General features: G+C 45.8%; 20 protein-coding genes. 5 read left to right on the top strand and 15 right to left on the bottom strand.

Going from position 1 to position 19,634, the window contains the following annotated elements:
• Positions 1–663 precede the first annotated feature (663 nt).
• From AB4Y93_RS21720 to AB4Y93_RS21710, 3 genes are all read right to left on the bottom strand, one after another.
• The gene (locus tag AB4Y93_RS21720; protein WP_441894986.1) at positions 664–1,050 is read right to left on the bottom strand and encodes a hypothetical protein; all 387 of its coding nucleotides are present in this window, start codon (positions 1,048–1,050) and stop codon (positions 664–666) included.
• Between the two features lie 383 nt (positions 1,051–1,433).
• A complete protein-coding gene (locus AB4Y93_RS21715) occupies positions 1,434–2,420 on the bottom strand; it encodes an aldo/keto reductase (protein ID WP_441894985.1) in 987 nt (328 codons plus the stop codon).
• Positions 2,421–2,956: 536 nt separating this feature from the next.
• Positions 2,957–3,841 (bottom strand): NADP-dependent oxidoreductase, encoded by an 885-nt coding sequence (locus tag AB4Y93_RS21710; RefSeq protein ID WP_441894983.1) that lies wholly within the window; start codon positions 3,839–3,841, stop codon positions 2,957–2,959.
• A 247-nt stretch (positions 3,842–4,088) separates the two neighbouring features.
• Between AB4Y93_RS21710 and AB4Y93_RS21705 the strand changes: the two genes are divergently transcribed.
• Positions 4,089–4,688, top strand: coding sequence for a TetR/AcrR family transcriptional regulator (locus AB4Y93_RS21705; protein ID WP_441894981.1), 600 nt, complete (start codon positions 4,089–4,091; stop codon positions 4,686–4,688).
• A gap of 645 nt (positions 4,689–5,333) precedes the next feature.
• Here the strand turns inward: AB4Y93_RS21705 and AB4Y93_RS21700 are convergent.
• From AB4Y93_RS21700 to AB4Y93_RS21680, 5 genes are all read right to left on the bottom strand, one after another.
• Positions 5,334–5,963 carry a LysE family translocator gene (locus AB4Y93_RS21700; protein ID WP_441894979.1) on the bottom strand — a complete coding sequence of 210 codons (630 nt, stop codon included), beginning with the start codon at positions 5,961–5,963 and terminating at the stop codon, positions 5,334–5,336.
• Between the two features lie 494 nt (positions 5,964–6,457).
• Complete coding sequence (locus AB4Y93_RS21695) at positions 6,458–6,772, bottom strand: hypothetical protein (RefSeq protein ID WP_441895013.1); 315 nt, start codon at positions 6,770–6,772, stop codon at positions 6,458–6,460.
• Positions 6,715–7,086, bottom strand: a complete 372-nt coding sequence (locus AB4Y93_RS21690) for a CPBP family intramembrane glutamic endopeptidase (protein WP_441894978.1) — start codon at positions 7,084–7,086, stop codon at positions 6,715–6,717. Before AB4Y93_RS21690 ends, AB4Y93_RS21695 begins: the two co-directional genes overlap by 58 nt.
• A 199-nt stretch (positions 7,087–7,285) precedes the next feature.
• Positions 7,286–7,573, bottom strand: coding sequence for a hypothetical protein (locus tag AB4Y93_RS21685; protein WP_441894976.1), 288 nt, complete (start codon positions 7,571–7,573; stop codon positions 7,286–7,288).
• 300 nt (positions 7,574–7,873) lie between these two features.
• Positions 7,874–8,806 carry a zinc-binding dehydrogenase gene (locus AB4Y93_RS21680; RefSeq protein WP_441894975.1) on the bottom strand — a complete coding sequence of 311 codons (933 nt, stop codon included), beginning with the start codon at positions 8,804–8,806 and terminating at the stop codon, positions 7,874–7,876.
• Positions 8,807–8,931: 125 nt separating this feature from the next.
• On the opposite strand from AB4Y93_RS21680, the gene AB4Y93_RS21675 reads away from it, so the two are divergent.
• Positions 8,932–9,309, top strand: a complete 378-nt coding sequence (locus AB4Y93_RS21675; RefSeq protein ID WP_441894974.1) for a MerR family transcriptional regulator — start codon at positions 8,932–8,934, stop codon at positions 9,307–9,309.
• A gap of 304 nt (positions 9,310–9,613) precedes the next feature.
• Here AB4Y93_RS21675 and AB4Y93_RS21670 read toward each other — a convergent pair whose 3' ends face one another.
• Both AB4Y93_RS21670 and AB4Y93_RS21665 read right to left on the bottom strand, forming a co-directional pair.
• On the bottom strand, positions 9,614–9,799 hold the full coding sequence (locus AB4Y93_RS21670; protein WP_441894972.1) for a hypothetical protein: 186 nt from the start codon (positions 9,797–9,799) through the stop codon (positions 9,614–9,616).
• 292 nt (positions 9,800–10,091) lie between these two features.
• A complete protein-coding gene (locus tag AB4Y93_RS21665; RefSeq protein WP_441894970.1) occupies positions 10,092–10,262 on the bottom strand; it encodes a cation transporter dimerization domain-containing protein in 171 nt (56 codons plus the stop codon).
• Positions 10,263–10,517: 255 nt separating this feature from the next.
• Here AB4Y93_RS21665 and AB4Y93_RS21660 point away from each other — a divergent pair, with 255 nt between their 5' ends.
• The gene (locus AB4Y93_RS21660; RefSeq protein WP_441895012.1) at positions 10,518–11,771 is read left to right on the top strand and encodes a DNA polymerase IV; all 1,254 of its coding nucleotides are present in this window, start codon (positions 10,518–10,520) and stop codon (positions 11,769–11,771) included.
• Positions 11,768–12,244 carry a hypothetical protein gene (locus tag AB4Y93_RS21655; RefSeq protein WP_441894968.1) on the top strand — a complete coding sequence of 159 codons (477 nt, stop codon included), beginning with the start codon at positions 11,768–11,770 and terminating at the stop codon, positions 12,242–12,244. Before AB4Y93_RS21660 ends, AB4Y93_RS21655 begins: the two co-directional genes overlap by 4 nt.
• 47 nt (positions 12,245–12,291) lie before the next feature.
• On the opposite strand, the gene AB4Y93_RS21650 is transcribed toward AB4Y93_RS21655, so the two are convergent.
• Entirely contained in the window at positions 12,292–12,765 is a 474-nt protein-coding gene (locus tag AB4Y93_RS21650) for a divergent PAP2 family protein (protein ID WP_441894966.1), read from the bottom strand.
• A gap of 138 nt (positions 12,766–12,903) precedes the next feature.
• Between AB4Y93_RS21650 and AB4Y93_RS21645 the strand changes: the two genes are divergently transcribed.
• On the top strand, positions 12,904–14,361 hold the full coding sequence (locus tag AB4Y93_RS21645) for a hypothetical protein (protein ID WP_441894964.1): 1,458 nt from the start codon (positions 12,904–12,906) through the stop codon (positions 14,359–14,361).
• A 55-nt stretch (positions 14,362–14,416) separates the two neighbouring features.
• Here AB4Y93_RS21645 and AB4Y93_RS21640 read toward each other — a convergent pair whose 3' ends face one another.
• The 4 genes from AB4Y93_RS21640 to AB4Y93_RS21625 form a co-directional block, all read right to left on the bottom strand.
• A complete protein-coding gene (locus AB4Y93_RS21640; RefSeq protein ID WP_441894962.1) occupies positions 14,417–15,868 on the bottom strand; it encodes a sensor histidine kinase in 1,452 nt (483 codons plus the stop codon).
• On the bottom strand, positions 15,853–17,067 hold the full coding sequence (locus AB4Y93_RS21635) for an MFS transporter (protein WP_441894960.1): 1,215 nt from the start codon (positions 17,065–17,067) through the stop codon (positions 15,853–15,855). The genes AB4Y93_RS21640 and AB4Y93_RS21635 overlap by 16 nt, the downstream gene beginning before the upstream one ends.
• The gene (locus AB4Y93_RS21630; RefSeq protein WP_441894958.1) at positions 17,060–18,232 is read right to left on the bottom strand and encodes an MGDG synthase family glycosyltransferase; all 1,173 of its coding nucleotides are present in this window, start codon (positions 18,230–18,232) and stop codon (positions 17,060–17,062) included. Before AB4Y93_RS21630 ends, AB4Y93_RS21635 begins: the two co-directional genes overlap by 8 nt.
• A gap of 158 nt (positions 18,233–18,390) precedes the next feature.
• A complete protein-coding gene (locus tag AB4Y93_RS21625) occupies positions 18,391–19,593 on the bottom strand; it encodes a COG4705 family protein (protein WP_441894956.1) in 1,203 nt (400 codons plus the stop codon).
• Positions 19,594–19,634 lie beyond the last annotated feature (41 nt).

Below are 19,634 nucleotides of genomic sequence, written 5' to 3'. Positions count from 1 at the left end.
GAGTACGAAGATGAACAAAATGCCGGTGCCAGGTTCAAACGACACGGAATTTTCCGCCGAGGAAGTTGCAGAGGTATTCGAGCAAAATCAATCTGTAGAGCACTCAGCCCGTAACGTAAAGAAATTTGAGTAAATACAGCGCAAAAAAAACGGAAGCCCGGTTCCACTAAGGAACCAGGCTTCTTATAAGATCAAAAATCTGTCCGATCATTCTATCACTTGATGTTAGTTAACCACTTATATCTACTACTATCGTTTGTATAGAAGTTCTTGTTTATTCAATAAAGCCTCATATTAAGAGGATTCTTGTCGTCCGGCATTTTAGAATATCTCCGCCATTGGCCCCTTACTTCTTTAACCTAGATTTTGATCTGACATCCTCTTTGTACAGTAACACTGTTAAAATTATCGCTAACAAACAAGCAACTACTGCTATTAATGCTGTTACGAAAAATTCTTTAGTAGGCCCCTCAAAGCCATATACCAATAATCCATACAAGATGCTCAGTATAGAAGTAATGACACAAAGAACTACTATTACTGCGTATATTGCAGAAGACTTTTTCGGTTGATTGAACATTTTCAATAACTCCTATATTTCTCTCGTTATTTGAACTATAGTCTCCCGTTAGCTCAACATAAGGACCATTATTAATGGTCTCACTATTCAAGTACATCATAACCAATAACTTGCTTGGTCATTGGGTTAAAATAGACTGTAATGGGCCCTTGTAATCCTTCGTTATCGGTATGCAAAAGCACTCGAACGGCTTTATTACCGTTAATCCATAGAGCGATGCGATTAATTTTAGCAAATGTTGTTGGTTTAGGAACAAATAACTCCTTGATTCGTTTTCCGTCTAGAGAAGTAACGGATACCTCACCATTCTGCGAATTCAAGATATGCTTATTATAGTCCACTTCATTTAACGCCCGGTTCACATATCCTTTCTCACTAATGGATGTCGTGGATATTACGGTGTAAGCAGCTACAATAATTAATAAAAGCAATGTAACCCATACGGGATTCTTTTTCAAAGCTCCTAACATCGATAATCCCCCCTCACTTGTTATAATTTAGGACGCATCATTTAGAACAAAGTTGCATTAAAGTAATCTGCCCTTTAGCTTAATAACTCGGATATTTTTAGACCGCCGGCTTTCTATAGAAGTACTTGTCCTAATATGGTTATGTATAGAAGTTCTTGTCTTGAGCTCATGACAAGAACTTCTATACAAAATAAAAAAGCCGCAGTTTACGCGACTTCGTTTGTGTAGAAATTCTTGTCGTCCGACATTAATAACTTCCTTCCAACTACGATGATCTTAACCTTGTTAATGAGTAAATCGCCTAATTTCCCGCCCATTTACCATTCAAACCACAAGTCTGTCTTTAGGATACTCTCAGAGTCATTTTGCAACAGTCTAGTATCTTATAAATTCAAGCTTTTCATCGAGGCTGCTGCATAACGATCACCTGATGCAATTCCTACTGGAGCGACTTCATTAATTCTTTCTAGATCACGACTAGTCAGCTGCACCTGCAAAGACCCAACATTCTCCTCGAGGTACATTCTTTTCTTGGTTCCAGGTATCGGAACGATATCATCCCCTTGGTTGAGCAACCACGCTAAGGCTAGCTGGGATGGCTGGCAGCCCTTTTCCTGAGCAATCTCTTGAATGCGTTGAACCATTTCGATGTTCTTCTGAAAATTATCCCCTTGGAATCTTGGGGATTGACGTCGGAAATCATCATCGGCTAAATCTTCATATCGCTTAATTTGCCCTGTGAGAAATCCTCTCCCTAATGGGCTATATGGAACAAAACCTATGCCTAGCTCACGACAGACCGGTAAAATCTCATCTTCCACTTCACGACTCCAAAGTGAATACTCTGTCTGCAAAGCCGTAATAGGATGTACAGCGTGAGCGCGTATAATTGTCCGAGGTGAAGCTTCTGACATCCCCAGATAACGAACTTTGCCTTCCTTGACCAATTCAGCCATAGCGCCAATCGTTTCTTCAATCGGTGTTTTGGGATCTACGCGATGCTGGTAATAAAGATCAATATGATCTACGTTTAAACGGCGTAAGCTTGCTTCACATGCTTCCCTCACATACGCTACACTTCCGTTTACTCCAAGAAAGCTCCCATCCGCTCCGCGGACATTGCCAAATTTAGTAGCGAGCACCACTTCATCGCGCTTTCCTCTTATGGCTTTCCCAATCAACTCCTCATTTCTGCCTACACCATACATATCTGCCGTATCCAAAAAGCTAACACCTAATTCCAACGCGCGTAGAATGGTTTGGACCGATTCCTCATCATTTTGCCCGCTATAGAAATCGGACATGCCCATACAACCTAACCCCAGCGCAGATACCTCAAGACCTGTTTTTCCTAGTGCTCTTTTTTTCATTTAAATAACCTCTTTCCTAAGAGTGCCATAGATTAAATATACTCTTTCTTGACAGTTGAGAAAACTTTGCAATAGTTTATGGTAAGCATTTGTTAAATAATTAGAACCTTTTTCGAAAGCCATGTATATAGATCGACATCTCACCTGTTTTTAATCAATAATTGCCTGGTAGATCGACGTCCAAAAATCAAAAGCGATTTTGCTGTTCTGTGGCATCTTGCGCACCTCTGAGCTGAATCATGAGCGTTGCCATCAGACTTTCTTTTAGATCTGCAATCCAAGTTGAGCCCAAAGATCCCGGCCAGAAAAAGAAGCCAACACTAGGTCCGATATCGGTTTACCTGCTTCGTACAGAGACGCCATAACCAGGCCCTTTGTTGGCCCACATGATGGACCCATCATAATCGGTTTCATCTAAAAAGGGCTTTGCATCCTGCTCATATGTGAGGAAATCAACCACCCGGTTAAAAAATATAGAGTAAAGCTGGTCGGCTAGATTGACCCTTTTGAAATGCTGAAACCCTTAGCTTCAAACACTACAGTACGCGGATGACGATTTTACCGCGCGCTCGGCGGCTCTCACTTTTTTCATGTGCCTTGGCAGTTTCCTCTAAAGGGAAAACAGAGTCGATCGTTATGTTCAATTGTCCGCCGTTAACTAGGCGGGTCAATTCGTCTAGATAAGCAGTAGTGATCTGCGGGTACTGTATCTCCTGGACTGTTACAGAAGCCTTTGCCGCGTTATCGGACGAATAGCGCCCCCACGTAATCGGTACGAGACGACCTCCCGGCTTTAGGGTATTCAGTAGCCATTCTACCTTTTCTCCTCCCGCTGTATCGAGGACAATGTCCACGCTTTGTTCGATCTCTGCCGGCAGAATGGATGTATAGTCGACAAACGCATTGATGCCTAGATCAAACAAGTATGGCTCGTTACGGGCAGAAGCGGCTCCGATGACGCGCGCCCCCTTCCATCGGGCGAGTTGGACCGCTAGGTGGCCGACTCCCCCGGCGGCACCGTTGATCAGCACCGTTTGTCCCTTCTCTAGTTTCCCTTGTACGAACAGCGCATGCCAAGCAGTAAAGCCCGACTGAGGCAGAGCTGCCGCCTCAACGAAATCAACCGATTGAGGTTTGAGTGCCAAATTCCCCGCCGGTACAACGACATATTCCGCGCAACCCCCACTGTTGACGGTCATCCCGTAAACGGCATCGCCCGGATGAAAACTCGTTACTCCAGCACCCACACTGGCAACGACTCCCGATACATCCCAGCCAGGAATATAAGGAAGTCTGAACCGATCACCTGCCAAGCCCGAACGGATCTGCCAATCGCCTGGATTGACGCCGACTGCATGAACGCGGACGAGAACCTCGTCTTTACCTGCCGCCGGAATGGGTACTTCTTCGTAACGCAACACGCCCGGTCCTCCGTAAGTAAAATATCGGATCGCTTTGATTTTCTGGGGTAATTCCATCGCCATGATCATTTATCCCTCTTTCGCTTCATTGAATTAACGGGCCACTTTCATTACAATAGTAATAAAATTGGAAACTGGTAACAACGGACAATGCAGCCCGCAAGTCGTTTACCTGACAAATTGACGATTTTGTCGGGGCTGTTTGCTCTTGAGCTCCGTTGAGGTCAAGCGAGGAGCGTTACAAGCGATGGGAACTGAGAGGAATGAAGCCGATAGACGGCGGAGGCGGTCGCAGTTACTGCTGAAGCAATCGTTCGCGGAACTGATGCGGGAAAAGGGATTTACCGCGATGACAATCCAGGATATCACCGACCGAGCAGATGTACACCGGGGGACGTTCTACGCTCATTTTCCGGACAAATTCGCGTTGCTGGAGCAGTCCATCCGTGATAAATTTCGCCATATGCTAGGGCGTGAACTTCCACCGGATGCAGGTTGGAATCCAGAGCATTTGCGCGTGCTGGTCCGAGTAGTGCTGGAGCACGTTCGCTCGCTATACGGTCGGTGCAGCCCGATCGATACGGTCAATCCGCTATTTGAGAGGTCGGTCCGAGACGAGCTCGCCGAATTGCTGCAACGCTGGTTGCAAGTGCTTCGGGCGGACCAGGCTGAGTGGACCATCCGCGTCGATACGATGGCTCTCATGACAAGCTGGTCGATATTCGGCGCCGCGGTACAATGGAGCAAAGCTTATGAGGATATAAGTGTGGACGAAATGACCCACCGCATCGTAGCCGTACTAGCAGAAGGCGCAGGCAGATTTGCGTTTATCGATAAAAAAATGTAATTGCTAAAAGATAAGTATTGATCGCACATACTTCAAAAACTGCAAGATTGTAATCGGCAGCGTTTTGAACTATACTACCCTCTCAATGAATAGCAGTAGCCGATCAGTTAGCCGGCTGCGGAGTTGTCAATTATCTACTTCATCGATATGTTTGAGAAACATTTGAACGGGAATAGGCCACCAGATTTTGATTATAATTCTTTGCATTGAACAAGAAATTCTATATATTAATTAAAAACCGCAGTTCTTGCGATTGTATAGATGTACTTGGACAAAATTGAGGACGACGACAATGCCTCAAAGTAAATACACATGTTGATCAAACTTGAATATGTAACGTGAGAAAAACTTGAAAGGCCGGCAGGATGTTCTACCGGCCACTTTGATTTTTATAGGACAAGCATAGGATGTGCATCACTGGAAATTATTTATTACGTTTAACCGGTTTAACGGAAGTGCTAATACGGGTTTTTACAGGTTTCTTAGTTGTGCGAGATTTAATAGAACTGCCGTTCTTACTTGCACTGGTCACTAATTAAACTCTACTGCCCTTTACTTCAACAAAGGCTGCAGCAGATCCTCTGATCTGCTACAGCCTTATTGATTGAACTATAGTTCCCAGTTAGCGTAATAATATCATGGTATTTACCGACGCTGGACAGCCAGCTTAACAGCAAGTCCTGTCAATACGCCGGACATGATCCACCGCTGTGCCTTAAGCCATGTCGGGCGTTTACCTAACCAACTAGCAATCCTGCTTGCCGTAAGAACAATAAGGAGATTCACCGCAAAGCTGATTAAGATTTGCGTCAAGCCCAAAATCGCGCTTTGTGACAGCAAAGAGCCTCTTTTAGGATTCTCAAATTGTGGCAAAAGTGAAATATACAATACGGCGATCTTTGGATTAAGCAAATTAGTTATAAAACCCATCAGAAACAATTTATGTGGCTTTTCAATCGTGAGAGCGACTGGTGCCAGTATTGAAGCGGAACCAGACTTATTCGACTTCCATGCGAGCCAAAGTAAATATGCAGCTCCCGCCCACTTCATTGCCGTATAAATTACCGGTACGGTATTAAATATCGCTATCAGACCAAGCATAGAGGCAATAAGATAAACAACAAAGCCGAGCACAACCCCCATTAAAGATATAATACCCGCCTTTCGCCCTTGTGAAATCGAACGCGAGATAAGGTAGATCATATTGGGTCCGGGAGAACAAACCATTCCAAGTGATACAATTCCAAAAGCAATTAATGTTCCTAAACTAATCAAATTCGTCCCCCCTAATAGAAATTAAATCTATTTATTTTATCATAAGCACAAAAAATCATCCATCACTGAGGATGCCCTGAAGCAACTGCTAGTTGCTATTAAAGATCATGCGATGGACCGAAACATCCCAGAAATCAAGAAGTTCATCGGAAGCTATGTAGAATAGGTGATTGTCTATAAGGAGGGATTACACTATCCTGCCTGTTCGTATTATGAGGTCACCGATTCCTATCGGTGGCCTAAGCGCTTATGTGACTGGGGTTAAATTCGAATCGTAATTTCAACATAGAGATTCACCCTATTTGTGATACGGTTCTCCGTAACACTTTAAAGGCGAAATTAAAAGCACCTTCTACAGGTGCTTTTCTTTAGCGAATATACATTGGATATCAACGTAATCAACAGAGGAAACGGTAACGTGGAACTAGTAACGGGATACGTGGCCTCGAGATCTTCTCCACATGTTTGATGCTTATATTGGCATTTTTCAGCATTCACAATTGTAGTAAATTTTTTGATAATTTCAGAATTTCTCTTCTTTGCTTCATAGAAATCGCAATTACGGCCAATGCAGCTGCCAGACTAGCAATGCTTATGATTGCCATAGCAGAAGAATTGCCGCTTTCTTCATTAAACAATAAGAGTAGTCCCAAATTAATCAGAGCATGAAATACTGATGCTATTACGAGGTTGTTACCCCCTGAGTCTCGTAGTAGTTCCCCAACAATAACAGAGAGAGAGACAGCCATCATTATAAATGAGACGGCAAACAACAATCCCTCAGAGTAAACATTATGCCAGCCCCCCATAATAGACCCACCAGTATGGAACTAGGAAGTACGCCTAGCTTCGTCTGGAATAAGGGCTGTAGAAAACACCGCCACCCAAACTCTTCTCCAGCAGCACCAATAAATTGCGCGATGATAATTAGCCAGAACGGATGCGATAGAGTAGAGGGAGGAGTGTAGTCTACTTGATGTCCAAATATTTTATAAGCAACAATTGATACGGAGAATATAGCAATTACCAATACGCATACTGCCAGTAATCGACGCAGGACCAAAGATCGGAAGCTAAGTCCGAGTGAAATAGGAATACGTTTCTTGCCGTTAAATAACAGCATAACAACTACAACACCTATTGTCGGTCCAAACTGTGTCAACTGGATGACTACCTCGGGAATACTCGTATTAGTTTGTATGAGTCCTAACGCCAGTGATGCAATTGAAGTGATTACATAGTAGACGAATACAATAAGAACCAAGTTTGATTTTTTTTATCTTTTTCTTTCATTCGTTCTTCACCTTCTACTTTTATAAAAATCAAATGAACCGCCTACGTGTAAACAACCAGCCACCGATCGAGAATACGAGGGCAAAAGAGATTGTGAGTAGGAATCCCTTCAGCAGTGAATCGTTATACAGCAGCACCTTAAATCCGTCTACTACCTCTGGGCGGAAAGCAGGCAGCGCGGTACCAATCGAAATGGCGGCAATCAGCACGCACCAAATGATCCATCCCATAACATGCCGCAAGCCCGAGAACAGCAGGGTTAGCAACGACATGAGCATCATATAAGCTCCGAACTGGTAAACGAACATGCCAACCATGCCGAACTGATCCCAATGAAACACCTCTAGTATGTCGAAAAACCCCGTATAGTCTCGAATGATTCCATCTTCAACCGCATGCCATATTACATTTAATATCGCAAATCTGTTCAAGAGAAGTTGGGTAAATTGATTTGATTATTTCTAAGACAGCCTTTGCGTAGTCCTGTATTCTTTTTGAGCATCATGCTTTTTGAGCATCAAGCTCTAATCGTTATACCAAAAATGAGCAACCGATTGAACGGAAGCGGTCCAAGCCATACATCCACCTATCTTATAAACGAACTTTGAGACGTATCATCAAAAGACAGATAGCACCGCTTTACCAACAACTCGTCGGTTCAAAAGGCTCTTGGTAACCTCAGCAATTTCGGTCCATGGTGCCTCCAGACCGATTTGCGGATGCAATAATCCCTCGGCAACCATTTGAGCTAATCGTCCAAGATCTTTTGACACACCTTCTGATGGCATTCCATCAAGAACGAGCACTCCGTCCGGAACCGAGTCAAGTCTAGCCTGGAGCGTCATTTCCGGTTCTGTTGCAGCTCCAACGTTAATACAGCTGCCACCTTTTACAAGAAATGTCGAAACGATGTTTAACGATTTGCCACCCAACGTATCGATGATAACGTCATAAGGACCGAACGATTGAGCTGCAACAACGTCTTCTCCAACAACTACCTTGTGTACCCCTATCTCTTGAAGACAAGCCACACGCTCTTCGCGTCGCACAAGTGCGGTAACTATAGCGCCTGCTTCCTTTGCCAGCTGGCAAGCAAAATGGCCCACACCGCCGGATGCCCCAGTAACTAACACCTTTCGATGAAGAAGAACGCCGCCTCTCTCCAATGCAAATAAAGCAGTGAGTCCAGCCACGGGCAAAGTTGCAGCCTGAGCAAAAGTAACATTTTCGGGAATTTCTAATAAGAAATTCGTTGGAACGACGACAAGTTCCGCCCATGAACCTGAATGAACCATTCCGAAGACTCTGGCCCCGACTGGAGGCCCCGATCCATCGGCAGCCGACTGTTCTACTACACCGGATAGGTCCCACCCCGGGCGCCACCCTGCATTTGCTCTTATTGTAGTGCGCACCTCGCCAAGATTGAGCGAGATCGCATAAACGCGAACCAATGCTTCCGACGAGGCTGGATGGGGGGCCTCTACTTCGTCGACTTTTAGACGTCCTTGTACAGCGGGATCAACAACAATTGCGCGAATCGTACTCATCATGTGTCTCCTTCTTTCCGAGTTTTTCGTCTAAATCTTTTATTATGCTTTGACATAGTGTCGCTCGACGTTTAGAGTATAAACTATAAAGTTTACTTGAAGGTCAAGACCATTTTGAGGAGATTTTTATGAAAATCCAAGTATTGGCACAAAGGACCGGTTTAACGCCGCCTGCCATTCGCTTTTATGAAAAAGAAGGACTTCTGGATGCCCGCCATGTTCGACGGGAAGAAAACAATTATCGCGACTATTACGAAGTGGCAGTCGATCATCTTCTGATGATGAAAAAGGTTCAAGCCGTAGGATTTACGTTAGCGGAACTCAAAGAAGTGATCCAAGCTTATGAGGTAAATGATCTTCCCCTTTCAAAGAAAATTGAGCTTCTTAGTCAAAAGATGCAGGAGATCGAAAGAAAAAAAGATGAATTGGAGCAAGTTCAAACACATCTGGCACGGATGCTGGCAAACAAGATGGCATTGTTGGATTCTGCGGAAAAAGAGAGTTAACAAGAATTACTATTGAAAAGCTATTCGTAAGAATAGTTTAGCGAACAGGAGCAGGTCGCCGCGGCGCCTGCTCCTGATAAATTGATCTCACTAACCTCCCGTTAGCTGAGACAAGACAAAGGTAACATCTTGGCACCCAACATCAAAGAAAAAACGGTAGACATATGTCTACCGTCCATATCTTCACGTCAACGTTCTTCGGCAGAACAATTGACTTCTATATTATCTCCATCTTGAAAGGTTAATTATACATTGTTATCGACAGTCTTCTCATGTTGTTTATTGATCTCTCAATTCTCCGTAATTACTTCAAACTGGCGTTTAAAAAGCCTCTTGAAGGGGTTTCCTTAACTTTGTATTCATCCTTCCCGTCCAACCATTCTAGCTCATTTATATTTGAATCAAGCTTTTGTCCTGTGGGTTGCAGCTCCTCTTGTTTCGTTTTTTTCTTCATATGTGCATTATTCTTCCATTTGTGCTTTTGTTTCACGTTTCCCTCATCCTTCCACGTCACTCAATGCATTAGAATAAACTATGCATAAGATTGAATTTGGACTGGGAAATAAATAAAACAGGCAGTTATTGACGCCTTGCGCTAATGAAAAAAGCAGCCGATCGGATGACCAGCTGTAATAATCTTTATTCAACTATCCTCTCCCTTTAGCTTTATACCTCTAATGCTTTTACTAATGCCACAAGTAGAAATCTTCTCTTTGCATTACCACCTCAATTTGAGGTGCAACGCCACAATTATTTCGCTGGCTCATAATGCACATGTACTTCTAATACTTCTGAAGTTTTTTCAATTCCACCTCTGTAGCTACTTCATGTGCTTCATAAAAATCAAGGGTTTTATCGATTGACAGGACCACATCAACAACCGCATTACTGCCATAATTTCTAGCTTTCAGATCTTTTACCTCTGGGATTTCCTTCTTGAAATTAGCGCACAAACAAGAATTCAGACTAGAATCGATATTCGTCGTTGTGTTGTTGTTTACTACACTAACACTACATGCATGCTGCAGCGCCGATTACTCTTCTTGTTTGTTTGTTGTACGTACTACACACAACACAACCACCACCACAACACCACCCACACACCCAACTGTTTGAAATTACCTCCAAATATCCCTTGCATAGCGAACATACATTCGGTATATAATAAGATACGAACATACTTTCGTATTTGTATTGGAGTGGGGATTATGGAACGTGTCATTATGCTGATTGACTGCCAGTCGTTCTACGCGTCCGTCGAGAAGGCCGCTCATCCCGAATATAAGAACGATCCGGTCGTTGTGGCCGGCGATCCTTCGCGGCGTTCGGGCATTATTTTGGCTGCTTGTCCGCTTGCGAAGCAGTACGGCGTCACGACTGCCGAGACCCTTGGCGAGGCGCTTGGCAAGTGTCCGCATCTTGTCATTATTAGACCACGCATGCAGGCTTACATCGAAGTCTCGCTTATGATTACCGACATCTTCCGCTCGTTTACCGATTTGGTGGAGCCCTTCTCCATCGACGAGCAGTTCCTGGACGTCACCGGTTCTTTATCTTACTTCGGCACGCCCGATGAGATTGCAACGCAGATCCAGACAAAAATCATGCTCTACACTGGCGTTTGGGCGCGGGTCGGCATCAGCTCCAACAAGATTCTGGCCAAGATGGCCACTGACATTTGGGCGAAAAAGAACGAAGCCGGCGTATTCACGCTCCCGAAAACAGATGTTGAATCACTTTTGTGGCCGCTTCCTGTGAACAAAATGTTTGGCGTTGGCTCGCGGATGACCGCACATTTTCAGCGGATGGGGATTTCCACAATTGGAGATCTCGGCAGCCTCCCGCTTCCGGATTTCAAGCGCAAGCTGCGGGCGCGGATGGGCCGCAACAGCGATATTCAAGCGGAGTTGTTTTGGCAGACGGCCAATGGCATTGACCCAAGTCCGGTAAAACCCAGCACGCACGACGCGCAGCAAGCTGTTGGTCATCAGATGACCCTGCCCCGTGATTACAGTAAGCCGCAGGAAATCGACATCATCCTGCTGGAATTAAGCGAGGAAGTATGCCGCCGCAGCCGCGCGAAGGGTTATATGGGCTGCGTTGTTGCAGCAGGTGCGCAAGGGGCGGATTTCGATCGGCCGACCGGCTTTTTCCGTCAAATGACGGTGCCTGATCCGACTAATATTACGAAGGAAGTATTCGCTGCGGCCCGGACGTTATTTTACGCGCATTGGGATCGTCTCCCCGTCCGCAAGCTGGGCGTTACGTTATCTAAGCTGGTACCTGACGATCAATACCAGCTTTCCCTGTTCGGCAACAGGGAAAAGGAAAGAAAGCTGGATCGCGTCACGGATGCGATCCGTCATAAATTCGGAACGACCTCGATTCTGCGGGCTTCCTCGCTGCTTGAGGCAGCCCAGGCCCGTGAGCGCAGCGTCAAAATTGGAGGACACTACAAATGAGCAAGAAACTGGAAGGCAATGGCCGCTGGGAATCCAGCCGTATGATGCTGCCTGAACATCGAGAGCAATATCTGCAGCGTCGCGAGACGCCGAAAGCTGCCGGACCTGTCCCCGTTCCGAGCAAAGAGGAGCTTGAGCTTATTCGTGACTATGTGCTGCTCCCCATGATGCTGACCATCGTGGATAAGAACTGCAAGGACATTGAATTGTCTCCCTACTCCATGAAGCAGCTGTATATGAAAGCCTCCCGCGTCTTAATGGGCCATATTCACAATGACTTAAACACCGTCCGCAAGGCGCTTAAAGAGCGAAATATCCGCGTATTTCTCGAAGAAAGCGACAGCGAGCATGGAGCGATCCATTATAAGTTCGTCTGCCGCGGCTACGAGGACCGCTTCTCCATGATCCGTGATGCCGCCCGTGCCGAGATCAGCGTCCGCATCGCCAACTATATCTCACTCATGTTTAGGTAACCTTTCACGAACACCGCCAGCTGACCGTTCAGCGCGGTGTTTTTTGTTCAGAAATGGGATATGGTACTTAAATAATACATAACAAGACCTACCACTACGCCCCATACAGCGCCTCCGAACACTTCGATTGGACGGTGGCCGAGCAGCTCCTTCAACTCATCATCCTGCTTTATTTCCGTGGATGAATGAGGATGCAAAAATTTGATTGACTTGGCAATCCTGTTAATAGATGAAGCATGCATGCCCGCATGACGGCGAACGCCTGCAGCATCATACATCGTGATCGCGCTGACGACGGCTGCGATGGCAAACATTGAGGAGGACCAACCATCGTTCATTCCGATAACCGTTGCCAGTGATACCACGGCTGCAGAATGTGAGCTCGGCATTCCTCCCGTCCCAATCGCCCGCGATAGATTCCATGTACCGTCTGAAATAAATCCAAGGGGAATCTTCAAGCCTTGAGCGGTAATAATAGCTGCAAGTGAAGCAATTAGCGGAATGTTATGAAAAATGTTCAATAGCTTCTAGCTCCCTCATGTTGAAGAGTTAATAAAATTTTAAGAAAATGTTGGTACAGTGGGATAAAAAATTACACAAAGGAGATATGATCCGATGTCCATCTTATTCCACTTTCCCATCGCATCTGTGAATGCGAGATGAGCCAAATACGAATAGCTGGGTGGGCTGTCCCCGCTGCGATCGCACTGATTGTATTGTTCCTGTTTCCGGCTAATTCCTATAATGATCCAGATACATTCTGGCATATCGAGAACGGCCGGTATATGATCGACCACATGACTGTGCTCCATCACGCCATCCATACGTTTTACGGGAACAACCTGCCTTATATCCCTCATGAATACGGCTTTGAGTTCATTGAAGGGGCTCTTTATCAGGCATTTGGCTGGCCGGGTACATACCTGCTTACGGCAGTCAGTTTCGCGCTCCTAATGACTGGCCTCTTCCGGTTAATGAAGGTTTCCAGACAGGAGTTAGGCTTAGGAGATCTGCCGTTTGTTTGTACTTTTTTATTAGTACCCGTCGGCTTATGGATCTACTATTGCTATTTTACAAGCCGGCCTCAGATTATTTCCGCCTTCTTAATCGTCTGGTATTTCGTGTGGATGAGAAAATTCAAGCTGACGGATCATTACCGTTACGGCATTGCGATGATGTTCGGCTCCTGTGCGATTGCCAATATCCACGCAGGCGTATGGCCGGTGATTGCGGTATTTTCCGGCATGCAGATCATAGAGACATTATGGGAAAGGTCTATGCGCTGGCGTCACGTGATGATGTACGGAGCGATTGCCTTAGCCGGTATGTTGAATCCGGGCGGCTACCGAAGCATAACCTACGTGCTCGTTGTGACACAGCATCATTACAACCGTCTGATCAATGAATGGAAGCCAATTGACTTCATGAATTGGGAGAACATTCCGATTGTGCTCATGCTGATCTTTTTTGCCTATATTATCCCCTTCACCCTGCACAAAAAAGTGTTCCGGATCCTATTAATGCTGGGCATCGCTTACCTCGGCATAACCAATATCAAGCAAAATTTATTTTTATGGCTGTTTGTTCCCTATTTTGCCGCAACGATGATCCCCTATACATATGGAATTCGATCGCTTGCCAAGCTGCGCCTTCCGTTCAAGCCCAAAACTGCCGCTTTGGGACTCGTTGCCGGTCTTGCCATTAATGCGGTGTTTGTATTCGCTAATCCACCTCAGGTTAACGGGGAGAAATATCCGGTGGATGAGATGACTTATATTCTTGCCCATACCGATCAAGGGGCGCGTCCAAGAGTCATCTCGACATACGGAACGTCCGGCTATGCCATGTACCGCGGCGCTGACGTATTATGTGATGGCCGGCAGGATCCTTTTATTACGGAAGCTTCCAAAGGCATCTTCGGCTGGAATGCGTTCGAGCGTTCCATGTACGGATTCTCGGACAAGCTTCCTCAGATCGTGAAGGCTGACCGGCCGGATTATCTCATTACCCCAAATACCTCATCCTCCCAGCTTCAGCAGCGATGGGAAACAGCCTTTGGCAAGCCCGTCTATTCCGGCAGATATGGCAAAGTATTTGATACCCGCTCCAGCCTTTAGTTCAAACCCCAGCTCCCCAGATCATCTCGCGAAACACGGGATTCTGGGGAATCTTTTACTTTAGAATCGGTATCGTAATAATAATTCGTGTCCAGACGTCTTCCATGCTTTCAACCCGAATCGTTCCATCGTGCTCCTGTACGATTCGCTCTGCGATTGCAAGGCCTAGTCCACTCCCCTTAATCGCGGTGTTCCGCGAAAGATCCGCCCGGTAAAACCGTTCGAATACAAAAGGAAGCGCCTCTTTCGGAATACCTGCACCGTTATCCTCGACGATCAGGTGCAGGCAGTCATTCCCGGTATTAGCAATGAGACGAATCTCTTTATTCGTTTTGTTCATGAACTTCAGGCTGTTCTGAATAATGTTGGCCAGGACGCGCCGGAACGAATCTCGATCCACGCTCATCATAGCCGAACCAGCAATCTGAAAATCCGTTTGAAGCATAACCCCTTCTTTGTCCAACTCGAACCCCAAATCTTCTGCCCAATCATTCAAAAAAGCTGAAATGTTGACCGTTTCAAATGTAAAAGCCAGTCTATCCATATCCAGCTTGGAATATAAAAATAATTCATCAATCAGCCGATCCATCTCTGCTGCCTTGACCGAAATCGTCCGCAAATATTTGTCCGTCTTCTCCAGGGAGATGGCTACCCCTTCCAATAACCCATCCACATATCCGCGAATAGAAGTGATTGGCGTCTTCAGATCATGTGAAATATTCGCAATCAGTTCTTTGCGATTGATCTCATATTGTTCCTGCACCTCAATCGAATGAATCAGCCTCGTCCGCAAATCCTCGAAGGCCTTCCCGAGCTGGCCGATCTCGTCCCTGCCCTTCACATTCACCGGATGATTAAGCTGCCCTTCGGTAAATAACACAGCAGATCGGCGTAATGCCATAATCGGCTTAATAATATGTCTGGACATATACAACGTTAAGAGTACATTGGTCACAATAAGAACAAACAGCGCTGAGACCAGCAGGTATGGCGCATATTTTTTGGAGAAATAAACAATCGGATCCACCTTCGAAACTAAATATAAGAGGACGTGGCCCCCGTTGCTTTGAAGATCATAGCGCACATAGTGATAAAATTCATTGTTGCCGTAAGGTTTGGCCGGCGATATGATTCGAGCTTCTGTATGAGCAGATGTCGGCAAAGCCGATAACAGACTTGTTTTCGAACGGATCCCATCTGACACGAAAATCGTACGGCCGCCCTCTGAAATATAAAGATACGTATCTTTTAAAGACAGCTGCTCCGATAAGTCATGCAGGTAGTTCGAATTGGATAGCAATTCGGGATTCTGTTCAATGGAATGCTTAATCAGACGATGATAATCCTCTTCTTCGAAGCCATCGATTTTTGTCTCATAAACCACTTTAAGATTGTGAAGATCCCCTTGAAAGATAACGACTAATAGCCCGGACGTCAGCAGGATTGTTATTAAGGGTACCACCAGCATCACCAGATACGACAATATCAGCTTCAATCGGATGGACATGAGGAACGCTCCTTAGATGGCATGAACAGCCTAGCCGGCATTAGCAAATACGAAAGCCCGATTATCCCGAACAATACTGCGCTAACGTGAAACGGTGAAGCTAAATTGCCATTCGCATAGACAAAGCTGCCGATCAATGGACCAACGACGACGCCTAAACCTTCAATAGTGGACAGCACTCCCCAGCCCGTGCCCGAAGCATCATCCGGGACATGTCTGGACATTAACGCATTCCAAGCAGGCAGCAGCATCGCATAGGATAAACCCATGACAGCAACGAGAATAACGGTCAGGGACAGGGAATCAGCACCGGTGAGGGCAACAAGTGTTATTGCGAATAAGCCAAACCCTCCGATAAGGAACCATCGGCTGCCGGAGGAATCATACCATTTGCCCATTGGAACAAGCAGCAGCACGACACAAGCACCTCCCAAAATCATAACGAGTGACAGCTGCGAGTGGGTTAAAGCGAGTCGCTCTAAGGCAAATAAACTCAAAAAAGGGACGACGATGCCGGCACCTGTAGTCTGCAATACAATTGCGGGCAGCAAGTAAGGATTGTTCTTCATGTAGGATGCGACATATCTCAATTGCGAGATAACCGATTGCGGAACCATTGTCCTCTCGCCTGCATCCATAGTTCTGCAGCCAAATGCACCGACCGTCCAGCCCAGTGCTAAGGCAAGAACCAGCACTATATTGCACCATCCTTTTCCCCCATCGATCAGGAAATTGAACAGGACGGGCCCGAGACCAAGACCGGCCATCCAATAGGCATAAAGCTTCCCTACTTGTTCCGCCCTGTTGGGTCCGCTCACCTGCTTCATACATACAAGCCACACCGGGGATAACCCTAACCCCATCAAGGATGACGATAGAAGGATCAGCCCTTCTGATGTTCTTGTCATTAAAGCTAAAGCGAGCCCGCAGCCAGCAAGAATAAATCCGCCATGCAAGATCATCCGTGTTCCATAGCGATCCATTAAATAACCGATAAACGTTTTGCTGAGACTGTCCGTTAAATAATGGACCGAGACCGCCAGCCCAACGATGGAGACAGACAGCTGAAGCTTTTCATCTACCAGGTTCGGTAAAAAGGCAATGAGGTAAGCCCCTCTCACCCATTCGACAAATAGTAATAAGAAGGCTAGCGAGAACCGGAATGATGAACGGGACTGCCCGATCTTCAAGCTAAACATGGACGTGCACGGCCTTTCTTTCATGCGGGATCATTTCCGGCCTTCTGTGCTCCATCAAGCCGGTTAATTTGACTGCTTCGTGAGCGATGCGCAGCGCTGACTGTTCGTGGCACGCTGCTTTTATCGCCTCCTTGATCTCAAGTGCTCCAGCTGGACTAAGCGCATAACCTAATTGCTCAGCCAAATGCTCCGGTTCATAGGCGATGCCAAGTGCTCCAACGGATGATAAATATTCAGCGTTTCCTTGCTCTTGTCCCGGCAATGGCTTGTAGACAATCGTCGGAAGAGTCATCGCCAAAGCCTCAGTTAATGTAATTCCTCCTGCTTTCGAAAGCAGGCAGTCGGACACGGCCATAAGCTCATGAATATCATTCGTATAGCCGATTACCGACACTCTCTTATTAGCTGAGAATTCGGATGCGAGCTTTTTTTGCAGCCTTTTGTTTTTACCGCATACGACGATCATATCGCTGTTGGTGTAATGAAGAACGGTAGCCATCATCTCCTTGACGGAGCGCTGAACTCCATACGCACCAGCCATAACAAGCACACGGGAGCGATCTGCACCCAATCCCCACCGTTCACAAATCGAAGCGCGATTCGAAGACGACTTGAACATAGAGCGAATAGGAATACCCGTAACCGCAATCTTATGATCCGGAACACCGGCATTCTTCAACGATTGCTTCAGCGATTCACTAGCCACGCAATATTGGCTTGTATTCTCATGGATCCATCGGCTGTGCAGAACGTAATCGGTAATAATCGTCACGGTTGGAATGTCATGTCCAAGCTCATACCGCAGCTCATCTGCGGCAAGATAAGGGAACGTGTGGAGAATTAATGCCGGACGCTCGTTCGCCCATTCTTCCTTCATTTTCTTCATGCCATAGAAATGATTCATCCTGCTTAGAACTCGGCTTGAATGGTTCAAGTTGGTCACATCGTAAAAAAGGCCATACGCTCTAGGTGTATAAATCGTACTATTCAAATACAGCAATCGCGTAGCTGCGTTTAATCGAGGATGCGTCGCATCAAATAAGTCGATTAATGTTACGTTGTGGTAGCCAAGCCATGCTAACGACTGCTCAAGCGCATGGGCAGCCTTGACGTGGCCATCTCCGAATGAAGAATAAACAATGACAATTTTCGAATCTGACTTCATATCCTCAGCTCCTAATCGATAATCTTGAGGTCAGTCTAGCCTACAATCCTTTATTCCAAGTAAAAGGGTTCTTAACAGTTTCTTAATTCCAATGCCCACTTTATTAAGAAATGCATGAAAAAACGACCGTCTGCAATAGACGGCCGTTTTTTCAACCATTATTGGTTAGCAGATTGGATCACGCTCAGTGACTCATCCAGCACCGATTTGCTTTTGCTTGCGCTAGGGTTCTTCGAACGGACCGCTGCCAAGACATCGTCAATTGTCCCGTCAATTTTGGTCCATGTTTTTCGATCGATCTTTCTGAGCTTTGGTTCTGCCTTATCCCAATCATGCTCCAATTGGTCCGCTTTCGAATTCGCACTACTGAAATCATTGGCAGCAATATCACTCACCATATCACTTTCAATCTGTACGAAATCCGATAGTTGTCCACTAAGCGTGGTTTGCGAGGCTGCAACTTGCGGAACAGTGTTATTGCTGCACCATACATATCCACCAATTCCTACGATTAAGAAAACAGCTAATACTGCAACCGTTTGTGCCCATACCAGCCTCGGATTCCCTTTGGATGGAATGACCTCAGCGGCTACTGTTTTGTTAATAATGTCGTATTTGGTCACGGCCAGGAACACGATAATGACCAGAATCGCTGCTAGAAAAATAACACTTGTAACGGTAGTCCCAAGATCCAGACCGCCATTGACTTTCGATTGGGACAGATAATCTCCCAGAGATGCGCCAAGCGGACGGGTGAGAATATAAGCAATCCAAAAGGCTAATATCTCATTCAGCTTTAATTTCCATGCAACAAACATACAAGCGATGATAACAGCGACTATAATGCCTGTCTTCAAGTACCCAAGACCAAGCTGCTCGGAATACAAATCACCAACGGCTGTACCAAGTGCAAAGGTGAACAGAATCGTAAGCCAGTAGTAAACTTCTCTTTTTCTTGTGAAAATGGAATGGATGGATAATGTTTTTTCGCTCATATACCAGAGCAGGAAGGTTAGTGCTAATAATACGCTGAACACAATGGTACTGGTCTCAAGCGGCACCCCGATCCCGTCGGTCATATTATCGGTAACCAATGTGCCAAATACGCTTATGAACACAACGGTCATCCAATAAATGCCAGGGACATATTTCGTTGCCCGAAGCTGAAGAAATAGAAAGATAATAAACGCGGCCCCCATCATCAATGTCGTGGTCGTTAATCCGAATCCCAGGTTTACATTGATGAAATCTGCGAATGTTTCCCCTACCGTGGTACATAACACCTTAATGATCCAGAAGTAGATCGTCACTTCCGGAACTTTGCTGAGCATAATTTTCATTTTATCCTGATTGGCCGGCATCTTGTTTCCCCTCTCTTATTTGCATGCATATTTACCTGCAC

It is taken from the genome of Paenibacillus sp. YAF4_2 (assembly GCF_052113225.1).
Lineage (GTDB): Bacteria > Bacillota > Bacilli > Paenibacillales > Paenibacillaceae > Pristimantibacillus.
Note: the sequence above shows the minus strand (reverse complement) of the source record. Positions and strands in the feature narration are given on the sequence as shown.